At 41.8% G+C, this 18240-nt stretch carries 21 protein-coding genes and 1 riboswitch; of the genes, 5 read left to right on the top strand and 16 right to left on the bottom strand.

Annotated features, from left to right (window positions below):
- Positions 1-10 precede the first annotated feature (10 nt).
- The 4 genes from ACSBQP_RS00395 to ACSBQP_RS00380 all read right to left on the bottom strand — a co-directional run bounded on the left by ACSBQP_RS00395 (position 11) and on the right by ACSBQP_RS00380 (position 3722).
- Complete coding sequence (locus ACSBQP_RS00395) at positions 11-367, bottom strand: LapA family protein (RefSeq protein ID WP_017367707.1); 357 nt, start codon at positions 365-367, stop codon at positions 11-13.
- A gap of 99 nt (positions 368-466) precedes the next feature.
- Positions 467-955, bottom strand: a complete 489-nt coding sequence (locus ACSBQP_RS00390) for a cation:proton antiporter regulatory subunit (RefSeq protein WP_008342734.1) — start codon at positions 953-955, stop codon at positions 467-469.
- Between the two features lie 200 nt (positions 956-1155).
- Positions 1156-3384: a protein translocase subunit SecDF gene (gene secDF, locus ACSBQP_RS00385; protein WP_435028083.1), complete on the bottom strand. Its 2229-nt coding sequence runs from the start codon at positions 3382-3384 to the stop codon at positions 1156-1158.
- Positions 3385-3425: 41 nt separating this feature from the next.
- Positions 3426-3722, bottom strand: a complete 297-nt coding sequence (locus ACSBQP_RS00380) for a post-transcriptional regulator (RefSeq protein WP_003216788.1) — start codon at positions 3720-3722, stop codon at positions 3426-3428.
- Positions 3723-3838: 116 nt separating this feature from the next.
- Here ACSBQP_RS00380 and spoVB point away from each other — a divergent pair, with 116 nt between their 5' ends.
- The gene (spoVB, locus tag ACSBQP_RS00375; RefSeq protein ID WP_255234006.1) at positions 3839-5389 is read left to right on the top strand and encodes a stage V sporulation protein B; all 1551 of its coding nucleotides are present in this window, start codon (positions 3839-3841) and stop codon (positions 5387-5389) included.
- Position 5390: 1 nt separating this feature from the next.
- On the opposite strand, the gene ACSBQP_RS00370 is transcribed toward spoVB, so the two are convergent.
- The gene (locus tag ACSBQP_RS00370; RefSeq protein ID WP_019743031.1) at positions 5391-6053 is read right to left on the bottom strand and encodes a DUF421 domain-containing protein; all 663 of its coding nucleotides are present in this window, start codon (positions 6051-6053) and stop codon (positions 5391-5393) included.
- A 164-nt stretch (positions 6054-6217) separates the two neighbouring features.
- Here ACSBQP_RS00370 and ACSBQP_RS00365 point away from each other — a divergent pair, with 164 nt between their 5' ends.
- Entirely contained in the window at positions 6218-6595 is a 378-nt protein-coding gene (locus tag ACSBQP_RS00365) for a TIGR04086 family membrane protein (protein WP_007501492.1), read from the top strand.
- 49 nt (positions 6596-6644) lie between these two features.
- Here the strand turns inward: ACSBQP_RS00365 and yajC are convergent, their stop codons facing one another.
- The 7 genes from yajC to ACSBQP_RS00330 all read right to left on the bottom strand — a co-directional run bounded on the left by yajC (position 6645) and on the right by ACSBQP_RS00330 (position 11673).
- Positions 6645-6911, bottom strand: a complete 267-nt coding sequence (gene yajC, locus ACSBQP_RS00360) for a preprotein translocase subunit YajC (RefSeq protein WP_003216659.1) — start codon at positions 6909-6911, stop codon at positions 6645-6647.
- Between the two features lie 47 nt (positions 6912-6958).
- Positions 6959-8104, bottom strand: a complete 1146-nt coding sequence (gene tgt / locus ACSBQP_RS00355) for a tRNA guanosine(34) transglycosylase Tgt (RefSeq protein WP_008342748.1) — start codon at positions 8102-8104, stop codon at positions 6959-6961.
- Between the two features lie 31 nt (positions 8105-8135).
- Positions 8136-9164, bottom strand: coding sequence for a tRNA preQ1(34) S-adenosylmethionine ribosyltransferase-isomerase QueA (queA, locus tag ACSBQP_RS00350; protein WP_250026165.1), 1029 nt, complete (start codon positions 9162-9164; stop codon positions 8136-8138).
- Between the two features lie 34 nt (positions 9165-9198).
- Positions 9199-9399 carry a DUF2905 domain-containing protein gene (locus ACSBQP_RS00345; protein ID WP_008342752.1) on the bottom strand — a complete coding sequence of 67 codons (201 nt, stop codon included), beginning with the start codon at positions 9397-9399 and terminating at the stop codon, positions 9199-9201.
- On the bottom strand, positions 9392-10396 hold the full coding sequence (gene ruvB / locus ACSBQP_RS00340) for a Holliday junction branch migration DNA helicase RuvB (protein WP_007501501.1): 1005 nt from the start codon (positions 10394-10396) through the stop codon (positions 9392-9394). The genes ACSBQP_RS00345 and ruvB overlap by 8 nt, the downstream gene beginning before the upstream one ends.
- A gap of 11 nt (positions 10397-10407) precedes the next feature.
- Positions 10408-11013, bottom strand: coding sequence for a Holliday junction branch migration protein RuvA (gene ruvA / locus ACSBQP_RS00335; RefSeq protein ID WP_017358123.1), 606 nt, complete (start codon positions 11011-11013; stop codon positions 10408-10410).
- A gap of 147 nt (positions 11014-11160) precedes the next feature.
- A complete protein-coding gene (locus tag ACSBQP_RS00330; protein ID WP_008342756.1) occupies positions 11161-11673 on the bottom strand; it encodes an intercompartmental signaling factor BofC in 513 nt (170 codons plus the stop codon).
- A gap of 226 nt (positions 11674-11899) precedes the next feature.
- On the opposite strand from ACSBQP_RS00330, the gene ACSBQP_RS00325 reads away from it, so the two are divergent.
- The gene (locus ACSBQP_RS00325) at positions 11900-12544 is read left to right on the top strand and encodes a serine/threonine protein kinase (protein ID WP_041506800.1); all 645 of its coding nucleotides are present in this window, start codon (positions 11900-11902) and stop codon (positions 12542-12544) included.
- Between the two features lie 233 nt (positions 12545-12777).
- Here ACSBQP_RS00325 and ACSBQP_RS00320 read toward each other — a convergent pair whose 3' ends face one another.
- On the bottom strand, positions 12778-12960 hold the full coding sequence (locus ACSBQP_RS00320) for a hypothetical protein (RefSeq protein WP_008342761.1): 183 nt from the start codon (positions 12958-12960) through the stop codon (positions 12778-12780).
- A gap of 192 nt (positions 12961-13152) precedes the next feature.
- Here ACSBQP_RS00320 and ACSBQP_RS00315 point away from each other — a divergent pair, with 192 nt between their 5' ends.
- The gene (locus ACSBQP_RS00315; protein ID WP_164071257.1) at positions 13153-13302 is read left to right on the top strand and encodes a hypothetical protein; all 150 of its coding nucleotides are present in this window, start codon (positions 13153-13155) and stop codon (positions 13300-13302) included.
- A 30-nt stretch (positions 13303-13332) separates the two neighbouring features.
- Here the strand turns inward: ACSBQP_RS00315 and thiC are convergent, their stop codons facing one another.
- On the bottom strand, positions 13333-15093 hold the full coding sequence (thiC, locus tag ACSBQP_RS00310; RefSeq protein ID WP_236809984.1) for a phosphomethylpyrimidine synthase ThiC: 1761 nt from the start codon (positions 15091-15093) through the stop codon (positions 13333-13335).
- 126 nt (positions 15094-15219) lie between these two features.
- Positions 15220-15329, bottom strand: a riboswitch (TPP riboswitch).
- Positions 15330-15567: 238 nt separating this feature from the next.
- On the opposite strand from thiC, the gene ACSBQP_RS00305 reads away from it, so the two are divergent.
- Entirely contained in the window at positions 15568-16200 is a 633-nt protein-coding gene (locus ACSBQP_RS00305; RefSeq protein WP_008342767.1) for a LysE family transporter, read from the top strand.
- 46 nt (positions 16201-16246) lie between these two features.
- Here the strand turns inward: ACSBQP_RS00305 and ACSBQP_RS00300 are convergent, their stop codons facing one another.
- Positions 16247-16867 (bottom strand): YhcN/YlaJ family sporulation lipoprotein, encoded by a 621-nt coding sequence (locus ACSBQP_RS00300; protein ID WP_286068836.1) that lies wholly within the window; start codon positions 16865-16867, stop codon positions 16247-16249.
- Positions 16868-17000: 133 nt separating this feature from the next.
- Positions 17001-18215: a SafA/ExsA family spore coat assembly protein gene (safA, locus tag ACSBQP_RS00295; RefSeq protein ID WP_046344121.1), complete on the bottom strand. Its 1215-nt coding sequence runs from the start codon at positions 18213-18215 to the stop codon at positions 17001-17003.
- Positions 18216-18240: the final 25 nt, after the last annotated feature.

Genomic DNA, 18240 nt, shown 5'->3' with positions numbered 1-18240 from the left:
TACTGGAAGATTATTTTTCCTTCCGGTCAAAAGACGCTGGCTGTTCTTTTAAAGGTGTGACATTCGTTTTCTTTTGAACGTCTTTGTCCGCCTTTTTATGAGAAGAAGCAGGGCTTGCTTTAGCGGCTGCGTGTTCAGCTTTTAATGTTTTTAATTCACGTTTTAGTTTCACAATTTGGAAAATCCCCGCAAAAGCCACAATGAGTCCGCCCATAAGAACAGAACCGATAATGACAAGGATCAGCGGCCATTCAGCCGTTCCAAATAAGTAGTCTACCTGTACAGGCCGCACGTTAATAACAGCAAATACCGAGACAATTAATACGAAAATAAATGCGAGTATGATGGTCCATTGTTGTTTATTCATCTACAAATCCCCCAAGCTTTTTCTTTTATTCTTCCCTCTTTCTTGTCCTTTTTAAACACCGAAAGAACATGGCGGAAGGTTTTCTATCAGCATGGGCGCTTAGCTGCTGAGTTTTTCTTTAATGAGGCTCTTTAATTCTTTTCTTTCTCCAGAGATGACAAGGGTGTCTCCTTCTTCAATCACCGTATCTGGTCCTGGATTTAAAATTTTCTCATGTGATTTTCTCACAATGGCGATGACTGTTACTTGATAGTTTTGGCGAACACTCAGGTCTCCGATCGTCTGGTTAACAGCCGGTGCGTTCTTTTCAATCTTAAACCATTCAATGATGAGTTCATCAATGGCCACCTCCACTGTCTCAAGCGCTTTTGGTTTATAGACCATGCCGCCTAAAATAGCCGAGATTTGTCTTGCTTCTTCATCGCTAAGCAAGATACCAGAAATACATTCTTCGTGATCATCTTCTTGAAAATGATACATCTCTCTTCTGCCGTCATCATGTGTGATAATGGCAAGTTTCTCATTATTTCTTGTGATCATTTCGGCTTTGTGACCGATACCTGGCAGTTCAGTTTCCCGAACCTTCATAACAGCCCCTCCAATGAATAAAAGCCAAATGCCCCAAACGGACACTTGCTTTCTATACTGATCTAAACGTATGTCATTATAGCAAAAGACCATTTCAAGATCAATGAAACCCGAAATGTTTTTACATATCATCTTATTGTTGTGACGATGACAAGTATGATGCATGAAAAAAAGACTGCCAAGCTGGCAGTCTTTCTTGTTTAAATATCTTGTTCTGTGTCGATTTTAGCCGGCTTTTTCAGCTCACGACCTTTCCATATCAGCCAAATTTGTGCCGCAATGTAAAGGGATGAATACACCCCTGTTAATAGGCCGACAAGTAAGGCGATGGAGAAGTTTGTAATAGATGCTGAACCGAAAATGAGAAGTGCAATCACCACTACAAGTACAGTGAGTACAGTGTTCACAGAACGCGTAAAGGTTTGCTGTAAACTTAAATTCACAATGTACGATAAATCTTCGATCGTTTTCGGTTTGCGTTTCTTCATTTGCTCACGCACCCTGTCGAAGGTGACAATCGTGTCATTGATTGAGTACCCGATGACCGTGAGTATCGCTGCAATGAAGGTGACATCCACCTCTAAGCGCGTAATACTAAAGAAGGCAACGATAAAGAATGCATCGTAAAGCAGAGAGACAATGGCTGCAATCGCCATTTTATACTCAAATCGGACGGATACATATAAGATAATCCCGATAGAAGCAATGATGACAGCGTATAATGCGTTACGCGCAAGCTCTTTTCCAACCGTCGGAGACACTGTACTTACGTTAGGCTCCGTTCCATATTTACCTTTGAAGTAATCTTTCACTTCAGCGATTTTTTCTTTATTCGGAACACCGACAAATCGAGCTGCTGCTTGATTTTCTTTTTGACCCGATAACACAACACTGTCTGTCTCAAGGTCTAGCTTTTTAAAATCTTGCTCCACCTGTTCTGTTGACAGTTTATGGTCACTTTGAATATCAACTCTAGTACCACTTGCAAAGTCAATACCTGCATTGAGCTTGAAGATCGACAGCACAATGATTCCAGCAATGGTAATGGCTGCCGAGAAAATCATAAAGCCTTTACGTTTGCTGACAAAATCCCATTTATCAAATGGTGTTTTCGGTTCAGTATTTTCAGTTGTTTCATGAATATCGATGATGTCTTTCTGACGAACACCAAACCAGCCTTTTCTGCGGTCGAGATAACGGCTTTCTACAAGTAATCCAAGAAGGAATCTTGATAGGAAGACAGCCGTGATAAAGCTTGTCAAAATCGATAGGATAAGCATGGTTGCAAACCCTTTGACAGAGCTTGTTCCAAAGAAGAACAGAACCCCTCCGGCAATAATACTTGTTAAGTTTGCATCAAAGATCGTGGCAAATGATCTGCGGTTACCCGATCTGAAAGCAGAACGGACAGATTTACCGAGCTTGAGCTCTTCTTTAATCCGCTCATACGTAATAATGTTGGCATCTACAGCCATCCCTACCCCAAGAATCAATGCAGCGATTCCAGGCAGTGTCATGACCGCACCCATCCAGTCAAAGACTTGCAGTGTGATATAGATATAAGCTGACAGTGTAATGACAGCAACAAGACCTGGTAATCGGTAATAAAACAGCATGAATAAGAAGATAAATGCGATTCCTACAATTCCTGCGAAGACTGTTTCGTTTAGTGCTTGCTCACCAAACTGTGCACTCACAGATGTTGAATATTTTTCGGTTAATTTTACTGGCAATGCGCCGGCATTTAAAATGCTCGCAAGGTCTTTTGCCTCTTGAACCGTAAAGTTTCCTTCGATTTGTACGTCACTGCTGTTAATTTCTTGGTTTACATTCGGCGCAGATACATACTTATGATTTGATTTAGAGACTTCTTTTTTGAAGGAATCTCCCTTATGATAATCAAGCCAAATGACAAGCTGATTGTTTGGTGCCATCGCCGCTACTTTTTTTGTCACGTCACCAAACTTTTTCGCATCCTTTAGTTTGACCGTCACGATCGGCTCATTCGTTTGATTGAATGTTTGTTTTGCACCATTTTCAACAAGATCAGATCCGTTTAGAAGCTCTTTGTCATTCGTATCTCTGAAGGAAAGCTGTGCTTCAGTCGATAGAATCTCCCGTGCTCTGTTTTGATCTTTTACACCCGCAAGCTGTACGCGGATACGGTTGTTTCCTTCAATCGAAATGTTCGGCTCACTGACGCCAAGCACGTTGGCTCTTCGGTTTAAAGCCTCTACTGTACTGACGAGAACACCATTTGTGATCTTGTCTTCTTTTTTCACTGGGTGTACATCATACAGAACTTCAAATCCACCCTGTAAGTCCAGCCCTAGCGTCATATCTTTCGCAACGGGCTTCGTTAATAAGCCCACACCAGTTCCGATTAACAGAACCACTAAGAAAAACGCAAGTATGCGCCCTTTTTTCATTATGTATTTCCTCCTTAAACACCTGAATCCATTTAGATGGCTTATTTCAACAGTTCGTCCAGCATATTCTTGCCATCTTCACTGTCCAAAAAAGCAGACGTTTTAAACGACTGAACGGTTGCATAGTTCATAAATTCGCCAATTTTCACAGATAAAATATCTGCAACCATTTCATGAATCGGATACTCTTGTTTTTTCTTCCACTTCTTATTCTCTAAGTATGACCATAATTCCTCTAAATCTACATCTTTATAGCCCAAAACGATGAATTCTTCAAGCTTACTGAACAGAAAAGGCTTTAAATGGTCTTTGTATATAGCAGCCGGATGTTGTGTCAATGTGAGGCTCCCCCTTTTCAGTTTTTTATCGAGAGACTTGTCATGCTTGGACGATATACACGCATATCTTATTGTATATGATTCTATGTCGTTTGAGAAGGCAGGTGATCTGTGATTTGACGAAGCAAACGTTTTTAAAAGGGACGATTATTTTAATTTTAGCAGGTTTTATTACAAGAATATTGGGTTTTGTCAATCGAATTGTGATTGCAAGGTTCATTGGTGAAGAAGGCGTAGGGCTTTATATGATGGCAGCGCCTACCTTTTTTCTCGCCGTGACGCTGACACAATTCGGACTTCCTGTTGCGATTAGTAAGCTAGTCGCAGAAGCAGAAGCCCGTGGTGACAAACAGAAAACAAAACGCATTCTAGTGATGTCCCTTGCGATAACAGGAACACTCAGCCTGATTTTCACGCCGCTCTTTTTATGGTTTGCCCCTATTATGGCGGAAAATATGCTGACAGATCCTAGAACGGTCTATCCTCTGCTTGCCATTACACCAGTCGTACCCGTTATTGCGATCTCTAGTGTGTTAAGGGGCTATTTCCAAGGAAGACAGCAAATGAGCCCGCTTGCGATGTCACAAGTACTAGAACAGGTCGCAAGAATTTCACTCGTGGCAGTATGTACAACAGCGTTCCTGCCTTATGGAATTGAATACGCAGCAGCAGGCGCCATGATTTCATCTGTCATTGGGGAAATGATTTCACTTACTTACTTACTGATTGCCTTTCGTTATAAAAAGACCATCCGTATCCGAAAACGTTTTTTCAAGGCAATTCATGATGGGAAGGATACGTTTAAACAGCTCATGAGTATTGCCCTGCCAACGACAGGCAGCCGTTTCATCGGCAATATCTCGTGGTTTTTAGAACCGATTGTCGTCGCGCAAAGCCTTGCGATTGCCGGTTATGCAGCTGTGGAAGCAACAAGGCAGTACGGAGAATTGACAGGACTTGCGCTCACCCTTTTGACACTTCCTAGTTTTATCACGTATTCTCTCTCCACCGCACTAGTTCCAGCGATTAGTGAGGGGATGGAACAGAACAAACGCAAAACGGTCGAATACCGGCTCAAGCAGGCGATGCGCCTTTGTTTATTAAGCGGGGGCATTTCATGTATTATCCTTTTTGTGTATGCAGAAAATTTAACCCTCTTCATGTATGGTTCATCACATGCCGCTGTCTATGTAAAATTCATGGCCCCCTTCTTTTTGCTCTATTACTTTCAAGGGCCGCTGCAGGCTGTCCTTCAAGCATTAAATTTAGCGGGGGCAGCGATGACCAACAGCTTGATAGGAGCTGTTGTGAAAACAGGCATGATCTTTGTTCTTGCTTCACAGCCAAGCTTTGGCATTATGGGCGCAGCGCTTGCGATCCTCATCGGCATCGTCCTTGTCACATTACTCCATGCGGCAACTGTCGGTAAAGTGCTGCCTATTCATTTACCATTAAAAGAATATGGACTTTGCGTCCTTGTGATCATCGGTACTGGGGCAGTCAGTTTATGGATGAAACATCAAGCGAGCGGACTCTTTTCCGCTCCTTTGGAGCTTGTCATGATGATCTTTTTGACGTGCGTGCTGTATGTCATTCTATTAATCTGTCTTGGGCTAGTGAAACGAGAAGAGCTACGCCGCATCCCGTTTATTGGGAAGCTGCTTTAGCTCATTCTTTCTTGATCACTTCATCTTTCAAATCAATATAAAAATCCTTCTGATTAAAGCTACAGTAGGAGATCTGCTCGATGTCATCATAGCCTCTTTTGGCAAGCTCCTTTATCAGCCACTGTTCATCATGGTTGATCTGCTTGAGATGATCATGCTGAACCACACCGTCTGCAATAAGAGGGAGCTCAAGCGCTGCATGTTTGCGCTTGTTTTCTTTTTCAACAACGGCGAGCTTCCCTGAAGGCTCTAAGATGGCATATGAGACATCCTGGATACTATCGATGTTATTTTCTCTTAATTGAATCAGCAAATCATCAAAATTGTATCGCTGTTTTCTCATCGCACCCTCATCTATTTTTCCGTTGATGATGAGCAGGGCTGGCTTACCGTCGAGAAAACGCCGGACACCTTGAAATTTTAATGACAAATAGGCAAGGGTGATTTGAATGAAGGTTAACAGCAGGATCGGCCATACTGTATGTAACATGTGATCCTCTACTTCTTCTATGGCGAGCACCGCAATTTCAGCGATCATCATAAAAATAACAAGATCTAAAATACTCAGTTCCCCAATCTCCCTTTTGCCCATTAAACGAAAGATAAACCAAATGAGAAAATATAAAATGATCGTTCTCATGGAGATAATTAAGATGTCCTGCATATGATGTAAACCCTCCTTCTCCACCATAGCTTGTGTCAAAACACTTTATTTATGTAGAAAAGAAAGCCTCGGTTTTTATCACGAGAACATGTCTATTTTTTCTCCTCCGTGAATACATTTTAGTAAAAGACAAGCTTCGGTCAATTGGAGAGGAGACGAATCACATGCAGGAAACGAAACAAATAGGAAAAGGCATTTTATCTGGCTTAATTGCTATTTTTGTCGTGATGATTGTGACAAGCTTACTTGTATCACTGATGCTTACCTTCACAAGTATGCAGGAATCATCGTTTAAATGGATGATCATGATCTTGTCCTTTGCGGCACTTTTTCTAGGAGGAATGATTTCTGGAGGGAAAGCAAAGGAACGAGGCTGGCTCATTGGCGCCATGACCTCTTTTATCTTTTCACTCACTGTCTTTTTATTTCAATATTTAGGGTTTGGAGAAACCTTTTCACCAGAACAATTCATCTATCATGCAGCCTTTTTGGGAATTTGTATGCTAGGGGGAATGATTGGCGTCAATCTTCGGGGCAAATAAAAAAAGAGCGAATGATATCGCTCTTTTTTTATCGCTATGTATTGGAGGATTAGCCTTTGTCAGCTAATTCTCTAATAGCACGTCGGTCGAAAGTTAAACGGTTGTTTTCACTTGTTTTGATGACCACTTTTGATTCATCAATGTAGTCGATTTCACCGTGTAAACCACCGATTGTGACGATTTTATCGCCTTTTGATAAAGATTGCTGCATCTGACGCACAGCTTTTTGTTGCTTTTGCTGTGGACGGATTAACAAGAAGTAAAGCACAGCAAACATGACAACAATCATAATGATTGAACCCATACCACCATCCATTCTATCTCACCCCTTTCTAAAGCATTGTAAAGCCTTTCGTTTATGCGTTAAAAGTTTTTCGCATTCGGTTTGTTAAAGCCATAACGCTCAAAAAACTCTTCTCTAAAATCACCTAAACGATCCTCACGGATAGCTTCTCTCACTTGCTCCATTAATTTTAACAGAAAATGAAGATTATGATAAGTTGTTAATCGAATTCCGAACGTCTCATTTGTACGGATTAAATGTCTAATATAAGCACGTGTGTAGTTTTTACATGTGTAGCAGTCACAGTTTTCATCGATTGGTCTGAAATCACGCTCATATTTAGCATTTTTCACAACAAGGCGTCCTTCACTTGTCATGAGCGTACCGTTTCTGGCAATTCGCGTTGGCAGTACACAGTCAAACATATCGACACCGCGGATCGCACCGTCAATTAATGAATCTGGTGAGCCAACACCCATTAAGTATCTTGGCTTGTCATCCGGTAAAAATGGCGTTGTGAACTCCAGCACACGGTTCATCACATCTTTTGGTTCACCAACAGATAAACCTCCAATGGCGTAGCCTGGGAAATCAAGTGAAACAAGATCTTTTGCACTTTGTTTACGAAGCTCTTCGTATTCTCCGCCCTGCACAATGCCAAACAGCCCTTGATCCTCTGGACGCTGGTGCGCTGTTAAGCAGCGCTCTGCCCATCTGCTTGTCCGCTCTACAGAACGTTTCATATAATCGTACTCTGCTGGATACGGAGGGCATTCGTCAAAAGCCATCATAATATCTGAGCCGAGCGCATTTTGAATCTCCATCGCTTTTTCAGGAGAAAGGAACAACTTATCTCCATTTAAGTGATTACGGAAGTGAACGCCTTCTTCTTCAATTTTTCTAAATTCACTCAAAGAAAACACTTGGAAACCGCCTGAATCTGTTAGAATCGCTCGATCCCAGTTCATAAATTTGTGCAGGCCGCCTGCTTCTTTGACAATGTCATGCCCCGGACGCAGCCATAGATGATACGTATTGCTTAAAATGATGCCTGCTTCCATTGCTTTTAACTCTTCAGGCGCCATTGTTTTCACTGTAGCCAGTGTACCAACTGGCATAAATACAGGTGTTTCAAAGGAGCCGTGCGGTGTATGAACGCGTCCAAGACGTGCACCTGTTTGTTTGCATGATTTAATGAACTCATAACGTATCGGTAATTGCGACAAAAATGAGCCCTCCTGTCTTTGTTGTATGATGTTATTGAATCAGCATGGCATCGCCAAAACTGAAGAATCGGTATTCCTCTTTTACAGCCTCATTGTACGCTTTTAGGACGTGTTCTCGTCCAGCTAATGCACTGACAAGCATGATTAAAGACGATTTTGGCAAGTGGAAATTCGTGATCATGCCATCAATTGCCTTAAATGTATAGCCTGGATAAATAAAAATCGACGTCCAGCCGCTTGACGCTTTGAATTCACCATCATAAGCACTTGCAATGGTTTCAAGCGTTCTTGTCGAAGTTGTTCCGACTGAAATAATCCGTCCGCCTTCTTTGCGCACGCGATTAAGTTCTTCTGCCGTTTCTTCATTCATTTCGTAAAACTCTGCGTGCATTTCATGTTCTTCAATGCGTTCAGCACTGACCGGTCGAAATGTGCCAAGTCCTACATGGAGCGTAATAAACGCAATATGCACTCCTTTTGCTTTCAGTGCATCCAGCAGTTCATTTGTAAAGTGAAGACCGGCAGTAGGCGCAGCAGCCGAACCAACCTCTTTGGAATAAACGGTTTGATAACGCTCACGATCGTCAAGCTGCTCTTTAATGTACGGAGGCAGCGGCATTTCACCTAAGGAATCAAGTACTTCATAAAAAATGCCTGTATACTGAAACTCAACTTTTCTTCCGCCATGTTCCAGTTCTTCTGTACATACCGCTTTTAATCGTCCATCACCAAATGTAATGACTGTTCCGTTTTTCACACGTTTTGCTGGTTTCACAAGCGTTTCCCATTTGTCTCCTTCTTCTTGTTTCAAAAGAAGCAGCTCCACTTTAGCACCCGTATCCTCTTTCGTTCCAAACAGACGTGCAGGCAATACACGAGTATTGTTTAAAACGAGACAATCACCCTTTTGAAAGTAATCTGTGATTTGCGAGAATGTATCATGTGTGATGCCACCTGTTTGTTTATTTAAGACCATCAGTCTTGATGCATCTCGTTTTTCAAGCGGCACTTGTGCAATCAATCTTTCTGGTAAATCAAAATCAAATAGTTCTAACTTCATTTCCTTCACCTATTCTGTAGTTAACTAGTTAACGTTATTTCATCCGTCCGAAGACATTGAGTAAAATGGTTAGGACGATGCTAATGACAATGCATGTAATCACAGGAAAAAAGAACGTTACGTTCCCTTTTTTCACGAAAATATCGCCTGGAAGTTTCCCAACCAATTGAAACACTAAACCTGCGGCAAAAAGGACACCACCTAAAATCATCAACATTTTAGGGAATTCAGTCACGAATCGGAACCTCCATATGAAAATGTTCATACGCTTCTCTTGTGACGACCCGCCCTCTTGGTGTTCTTTGCAGAAAACCAATTTGCAGTAAATACGGTTCGTACACATCTTCAATCGTATGTGATTCTTCTCCAATTGTCGCTGAGATCGTATCAAGTCCAACAGGACCGCCTCTAAATTTTTCAATCATACTTAAAAGCAGCTTATGATCGATATGATCAAGTCCGAGTCTGTCAACTTGCAGACGCTCAAGAGCATCTTCTGCAATGTCTTGTGTGATCGCATGATTTCCAAGCACCTGCGCAAAATCTCTCACTCTTCTGAGCAGACGATTGGCGACCCTCGGTGTGCCTCTAGATCTTCTTGCAATCTCTTCAGCTGAACGAATGTCGATCCCAATCTCAAACAGCTCGGCTGTTCTTGCTACAATGTGAGCCAAATCTCTTTGCTCATAGTATTCCAATCTTGCATGAACCCCAAACCTATCACGAAGCGGCGCTGTTAAAAGCCCAACACGGGTTGTAGCACCTACAAGCGTAAATGGCGGTAAATCAAGCCGCACAGAGCGTGCTGTATCTCCTTTTCCAATCACGATATCTAGACAAAAATCCTCCATCGCTGGATATAGCACTTCCTCTATTGAACGCTGCAAGCGATGAATTTCATCAATAAACAGAACATCGCCAGGTTCAAGAGATGTTAAGATCGCCGCCAAGTCGCCAGGGCGTTCAATCGCTGGTCCAGACGTTGTACGCAGCTGAACATTCATTTCATTGGCAATGATCGACGCAAGCGTTGTTTTCCCAAGTCCCGGCGGTCCATATAAAAGAACGTGATCCAGCGTTTCCTGCCTCATTCGGGCAGCTTCAATAAATACGCTGAGATTATCCTTTACTTTCTGCTGGCCAATATATTGACTAAGCGTCTGTGGACGCAGACTTTGCTCAATGGCTGATTCATGGTTGTCTGCTTCAGTTGAGACGAGCCGTTCATCCATGAGACATCACCCTATTTCAACATTTTTTGTAAAGCTTTTTTCACATATTGATCGGTTGTAAGATTCTTCTCTTCTTTTAATAAAGGAAGAACCTTTTTGATTTCACGATCACCATACCCAAGGACACTTAAGGCTTCAACCGCTTCATCTAAAGCGCTTTGCTGCGTTTCAATCTGGATATGATCCTCGTGGTTAAATAAGTTTCCTATCATTTCAGGCACCACATCTGCGAGCTTCCCTTTCAGATCTAGAATGATCTGTCGTGCTGTTTTTTTGCCAACACCCGGGAATTTAATGAGGAAAGCTTCATCCTCTCGTTCGATCGCTGAAATGACAGCGCCAGGGTCACCGGAAGCAAGAATCGCAAGCGCACCCTTCGGTCCAATGCCTGTGACATTTAACAGTTTTGTGAACAACGCTTTTTCTTCTCGTGTTTGGAATCCATATAACGAAAAAGCGTCTTCCTTTATGTAATGATACGTATAAATCGTTTCTTGTTTTGTTACTCGATAGATAAACGGATTTGGGGTATAGACTTGATATCCCACTCCGCCGTTTTCAATGACAACATATTGCGGGCACACATAATCAATGGTCCCTTTTACAAACTCTATCACCGTTTTCACCTCTTTGACTGTTCTCCATTGTAACATAAATCGAAGAGAAAACCGTAATAAAAGTTAACATACGTTCGCTCAGCCTTTTTTCATCGTCAACCCATGAAAAAGAGCTTGCGGTCTTCACACCAGCAAGCTGTCATACGATTAAAACGATTGTTCATTTCGGTAAGGTTTCATGACTTCAAGCACATGCTCAAATTCATCTTTTGTTCGAAACGGAATGCCTTGTGCAAGCTGCTGCTCTACATGACTTTCCAAGCGGGACGTATCAATTTGAAAAAAGAGATGAATAGGCTCCGCCCACCCGTCAGGCCTTCCATGAAACGTAGAAATCACGCCGTCTTCTGATAATCCGATATATCCATTTGCTTTACTCAAAGGCGATATATCGTCAATTTGCTTTCTAAAAAGGGCAAAATCCTCTCGCTGTTCTACCAATGTCCAGCCCTTATACTGGGCCCAAAATGTGTCTTTGTCTTCTAATGATGCCCGCTGTCTTTCAATACTTACATCGCCGTCTAGATAGACCTTTTCAAGCTGAACGTTGATGGTTTTTGACTCTTTTTGCAAGTGTTCTGCTGCTTCCATATCAACAGCGAAAAAGAGTACACTTGTCATGATAAGTCCTGTAACGAAATACTTTATTTTCACTTTCACTATTTACACCTCTTTAGAACATAAGATCGATGCATGACATATGTAGTTTGACCCATTTTGCTCCACATTAACCAAATCGATGTCTTGACACATATTGAGCGTCTTTCATTGTATCCTTCGTGCGTAAATGTTATGTTTTATACAATCCATTGCTCTACCGAATCACATGGTTTTTTCATCATTCGTTTTTCAGCCGCATAAACTGAAACCAAAGAAGGTGAAGTCAATGTCAGATGTCAAAAGATTAGCCGAATCGATTCAGTATCAAGAAGAAAAGCGTTTTAATAAGCTCGTCTTTAAACCGGCTGAGCTTGAGCTGTGCGGCAAAGGAAGAAGTGCCTATGTATTTTCATACAAAAAAGACGGCAAAAAAATGGCGTTAAAAGTCTTTTTTCCTTCTTATCGAAACATCGCCCGCAAAGAGGCTGCAATTTATGAAAAACTTTCCGGCTCCTCCTATTATCCTGAAATTTACGAGTCTGGGGATCAATATATTTTAATGGAATATATTAAAGGTTATACTTTCTATGAATGCCTGACAAAAGGAATTCCGATCAAAAAACAAATGATTGAACAAGTAGATGATGCGCTAGAAGAAGCACGCGCGAAAGGTTTAAATCCTTCTGATATTCATCTGCGAAATTTAATTTTAACAAAGGATGGCCGCGTCAGGGTCATTGACGTCGCCCGCTTCACGCAAACGAAAACATGTCATCAATGGGATGATTTAAAAGCTGCATACACCTATTATCAAAAACCTTTTTTCCCTAAAAAAGCGCCGCGTCTATGGCTTGAAGTGATTGCCTATTTGTATAAGAAAAACTGGCTGTCTCGAGGTCAGCTGAACAATCGAAATGATTTTACTGCATAATGAAAGCCGCTCGAAAAGAGCGGCTTTCAGATTGTTGACAAAGGGCTAAAATGAACTTGATTTTAGCCCTTTGTCTTCTCTTCAGCGTGATAGAAAACCTTTGCAGCCCTAGGAAGGACGAGTACCGGCGCGGAGCGAATTTGACATTCGTGAGCACCGGCACGCAGGACTGACACCGAATGCGAGGGTTTGTCTACACGCTGAAAGCCGCTCTCTTTGAGCGGCTTTCTGTTTTATTCTGTTTCTACATGGATACTATTCACATTTAATAGGTTAATGATTTCATTATTCAGCTTAAACCAATGATTGGCTTCCTCAATTTTTTTATACACATCATAGGTAGCTGGACGTTTCAGCTCGAAATCGAGCACTTCCCCATTGTTCATATGAAATGTTACCTTAAATACTTTCATCATAAGATCACCTTCCACTCTGTCTTGTTCACTAACCGAATCGGTCAGCTCTTTTCATTCATTCTCTATTCAATCCGTTTCCCCTGCTTCTTTCCTTCTAAACACAAGAAGTTTAAATTTTGTTTAAATTCGCACAACATATCTATCTATATACTCTTCAAAAGAAGTATATTGAATGAAAAGGAGGCTGTCTTTATGAAACAAAAGAAAAAACGAACATCTCCAGAGAGACAAACAGTTCTATTTCATTTAACAGATGCCCTCATCCCAAGTATTGAAACGATGGCGATTGCAGTAAAAGCATTTTTCCACCTCGTGAGAAAAGCCATTTCAGCCGTTTTATAAAACCCCGCACTAGAGGAGTGCGAGGTTTTTTTAGGATTGATAGATTTGACTGCCTTGATTGATAAACTCTTTTGCCTTCTTCTCCATCTCTCTTTTCACTTCTTCTGATTGGTTGCGGATGTCATGGGATATTTTCATACTGCAAAACTTTGGTCCACACATGGAACAGAAATGAGCGGTTTTAGCACCTTCAGCAGGCAATGTTTCATCATGGAATGCCAGCGCTCGTTCTGGGTCAAGTGACAGATGAAATTGATCCCGCCATCTGAATTCAAATCTCGCTTTTGATAAGGCATCATCACGCTTTTGAGCAGCAGGATGTCCTTTTGCTACATCAGCTGCATGTGCGGCGATTTTATAGGCGATGACACCTTCTCTTACATCTTCTTTGTTCGGCAGACCTAAATGCTCTTTTGGTGTCACATAGCACAGCATGGCTGTTCCATACCAGCCGATCATCGCCGCACCGATCGCGGATGTAATATGATCATATCCCGGTGCAATATCTGTTGTTAGAGGACCTAACGTATAAAAAGGTGCCTCTTTGCATATCTCCATCTGCTTATCGACATTCTCTTTGATTTTATCCATTGGAACATGACCAGGTCCTTCAATCATGACCTGTACATCATGTTTCCAAGCGATCTCTGTCAATTCCCCTAACGTTTCCAGCTCTGCAAACTGCGCTTCGTCATTTGCGTCCGCAATGGATCCAGGTCTGAGCCCGTCCCCAAGCGAAAAGGCAATGTCATATGTTTTCATGATTTCACAAATTTCTTCAAAATGGGTATACAGAAAGTTCTCTTGATGATGAGCGAGACACCATCTTGCCATAATGGCTCCGCCTCTTGAAACAATTCCAGTGACCCGGTCGACTGTGAGCGGAATATACCTTAACAGGACGCCCGCATGAATGGTGAAGTAGTCAACCCCTTGCTCTGCCTGTTCAATTAATGTGTCTCGGTATACTTCCCACGTCAAATTTTCTGCGATTCCATTCACTTTTTCAAGTGCCTGATAAATCGGGACAGTTCCTACTGGGACTGGGGAATTGCGGATAATCCATTCTCTTGTTGTATGAATATCCTTTCCTGTAGACAGGTCCATCATCGTATCTGCCCCCCATCTAATTGCCCATGTCATCTTCTCCACCTCTTCTTCAATGGACGACGTCACAGCTGAATTGCCAATATTCGCATTAATTTTCACGTGAAAATTCTTCCCGATGATCATCGGCTCACTTTCAGGATGGTTGATATTCGCTGGAATGACCGCTCTTCCACTAGCCACTTCCTCTCTAACAAACTCAGGACTTAGCTGTTCTCTCAAAGCGATAAACTCCATTTCAGGCGTAATGATGCCCTTTTTCGCATAATGCATTTGCGTCACACAAGCACCTTGTTTCCCGCGGAGCGGTACATGATGAAAATCTGTCTGGGCAGCTTGATAGGATTCTTTCCCATTCAAGCGATATCCATTATCTTCTGGCTTTACTTGACGCCCTTCATAGCTTTCAGTATCTTCTCTTTCCTTAATCCATGCTGATCTCAGGCGCTTTAATCCCTTTGTGACATCAATATGAGCCTCCTCATCTGTATACGGTCCACTTGTATCGTACACACGAATCGGTTCATTTTCGATATCACCTGCTTGTGTCACTGTATTTGTGAGCACGATTTCTCTTTTTGGCACCAAAATGTCAGGTCTTGAGCCTTGTTCATATACCTTTCGACTACCTTCAAAGTTTGATAATAAAGATTGCGTTGATGGAACATTTGTCTTTTCATTCATTTGCTGTTCACTCCTTCTTTTCGTGTGACCGGTCAGGATGGAATCAGCACCAGCAAAAAACCAGATTCTATGTAAAGAACCTGGTTTCGTCGTCAGAAAAAAACATGTATGCCATTCATATGGCACATGTATCGTCTTCAACTTCCCCACGCTGGTACGAGCCAGATCAGGTCCAAAGGGTTAAGAAGCTTGTCTTCTCTCTCAGCCCGCATTTCCGGGCACCCCTAGTCACTTATATTGATTTCCACAACAGTGTAGCATAGCTGAGAAATGAAAAAAAGAAGTATTAGGAAAATAGTTCCTTTCCCCTACAATGAATACACGATCTTCACGATATACATCTTTCTATACACGATTTATCTCTCTCATTTCGATTAAATCAGAAATAATCATTGATCCTTTTCTCCTAATATGTATAATTAATCTAAACGGAGAATTTTTATACAAACATGATTCAAAGGAAGTTCTAGTCGATTGCAAACATTTCTTACATTTATCGTCGTTGGATTCTCAATTGCTCTACCTGTTGGAGCGATCACGGTTGAAATGACAAAGCAGGGATTAAAAAACGGATTCTTTCATGGATTAACTGTAGGCGCTGGTGGTATGACCATCGATATATTGCTCATCTTGGCTTTATATGCTGGATTTGCTCAATTTTTATCTTTGCCCTTTATCCAAATTCCGCTCTGGCTGATCGGTGCCATCTTTTTAATGATTCTTGCCTACGATTCGATTAAAAATGCGGATCAAGACATCCATTTAGCAGGAGAAAAAGTGAATAAATCATTCGCTAAAACATACCGAAATGGGCTGCTCGTCGCGGTATCACCTGGAAACCTTGTGTTCTGGGTATCTGTGTTTGGTGCTGTACTGGCAGATGCTTATACGAATACAAATTCATCTGAATTTATATTGGCTGCTGCGGGTATTTTGGCAGGGATTCTTCTTCATGACATCGGTCTTCTCACGATTGTTTCCTTAACAAGAAAAGTGATGAACCGAACAATGATTAAGTGGACATCCATTATTGCCGGTATTTTATTACTTGGATTTGGCTGTTATTTCTTTTATGAATTTTATATCGGGATCAAAGTTTATTTTTAAAGAAAGGCTAAAGTTCGTCATGAACTTTAGCCTTTTTTATTCCAGCCTATCGGGTCATGCCTGTCTGACCTGTTTCAAATTGCGTTTTTCTCATATCTCTGAAGCGTGTAAATGTGCCTTCGTCTTTAATGACTTGGACAGCTCTACCATCTGCATAACGAGTCGCTGCTTCTTCTACTTGTGATACACCCTCTGATGTCAAGCGCCCATCTGTTTTAAGAGCAATATACACATTTTCATCCGTCACCATGACTTGTGAGTCTGTCACATGGTTCATTTTGTTCACTCGGTTGGCGATTTTTCTTGAACGCTGGATGTTCTCTTGTTTATCGTAGCCAGAGAACGACATTTGATTATGATAGTTCATATCTCCATGACTGTAGCGTCCATCTCCACCAGTCAGCGGCATTCTCACTTGATCCTGTGTAGGGCGTGAACGATAATCAACATTCGTTGTATTTCTTCCGTTCATTCCCTCCATAAGCTCAGAAACCGGTCCTTGATGATCTTGGTTGTTGTCTGTTGCCTGTTGATTGGAGTGGTATCCAACTGGCTGGCCTGATTGATTATGACGTGTATCTACACCCGCATTGTTATTTGTACCACATGCCGTTAATCCAATAGGTAGAAGCACTAAGGCGATTGTTTTTTGCCATTTTTGTCTCAAACGAAAAACCCCCTGTACAAATTGAATCTCATGAGCGCAAAACAGGCTCTGTTTTAGCATGTACAGTTGAGGACAAAAACAAGCTGTCAGTTATAAACAAAAAAAGGAACGATTGAGATCGTCCCTTGTGTCATTAATCTTCTTCGTCTTCTTCTGGTCTTGCAAAAACAGATGGGTTTTGATAAGGCTGCTGCATATAAGGCTGTGCTGGATAAGCACCCATTTGACCATATGGAACAGGGTTTGGATAATGTCCAGGCCATGGTTGATGATGCTTCATACCATCATCGCATCCGCAGTCTTCCTTGCCATATGCTTCATTTGGAGCGTTTGGATAAAAGCCTTGATTGACATTGGCATTCACATTCGCGCCTGCATTTGGATGCATATGGTGGTGCCAGTGATGCCCGTCGTTTGCATGATGCTCATGATTTTCACCATAATAAGCCGGTGCTTGATACGCAGGATAATACGGCTGAGCCGCCGGGTAAGGGTACGGCATCATGTGATGGTGATAATACGGCTGTACCGGATAACAAAGGCCTGATCCCGGTAAAATAGGAGAAGCGGGTACCATTTGCTGCGGATATGGATACATTGCTGGCATGTAATGACCATAACCATAATAAGGATCATATGACTCTTGATGATGGTGGTGATGCTCTTTATTTTCAGCCATGCCCCCTACTGCTGCCCCTCCAACATTCGGCATTTGCGGGAAATTAGGAAGGTTTGGGTAATTACTATGCTCCATTTCTTTTCCCTCCTCTTTTTGATGTGGGATATGAATGAATGGATCATATCCCTTTGCCACTTCATCTTTGAAATGATCCTTATTTTCATGATGAAAATGGTCCTTGTGATCTTTATGATCCTTTTTCTCATGAACATGATCTTTCTTATCATGAACGTGATCTTTTTTCTCATGATGTTCTTTTTTGGGAGGAGGCGTGAATGGCTGGTAGAGATTCGTCTGATAATAGTTTACATCAACTTGTGGAAAAACTGGCTGTTCAATCTTTGGTACTGGTGGCACATAAGGTACCGGTTCATTCGGCTTTTCCTTCGGCTTCGTATCTTGAACTTGCACGACATCCTTTGGCTTTTCTTTTACATACGGGTGTTCTTTTGCTTTTGGCATTTCTTTTGCTTTTGGCATTTCTTTTGCTTTGTGATGATCGGTTTTGACAGGAACACCACTAGATGGAATTTTGATTTTCATTCCTGGCATAATCAAATCTGGATTACTGAGCTGCGAATTTAATTTTTTCAATTCTTGAAAGTCGACTCCGTACTTCTTTGAAATTTTCCAAAGGGAGTCTCCTTTTTGCACAATATGAATTTTCAACGTTTTCCCCTCCTATGCAAAACGT

The sequence above is a fragment of the Bacillus sp. G402 genome (assembly GCF_051172515.1).
GTDB lineage: Bacteria > Bacillota > Bacilli > Bacillales > Bacillaceae > Bacillus > Bacillus altitudinis.
The sequence above is the reverse complement of the archived record's forward strand: the minus strand, read 5'-3'. Positions and strand labels throughout refer to the sequence as shown.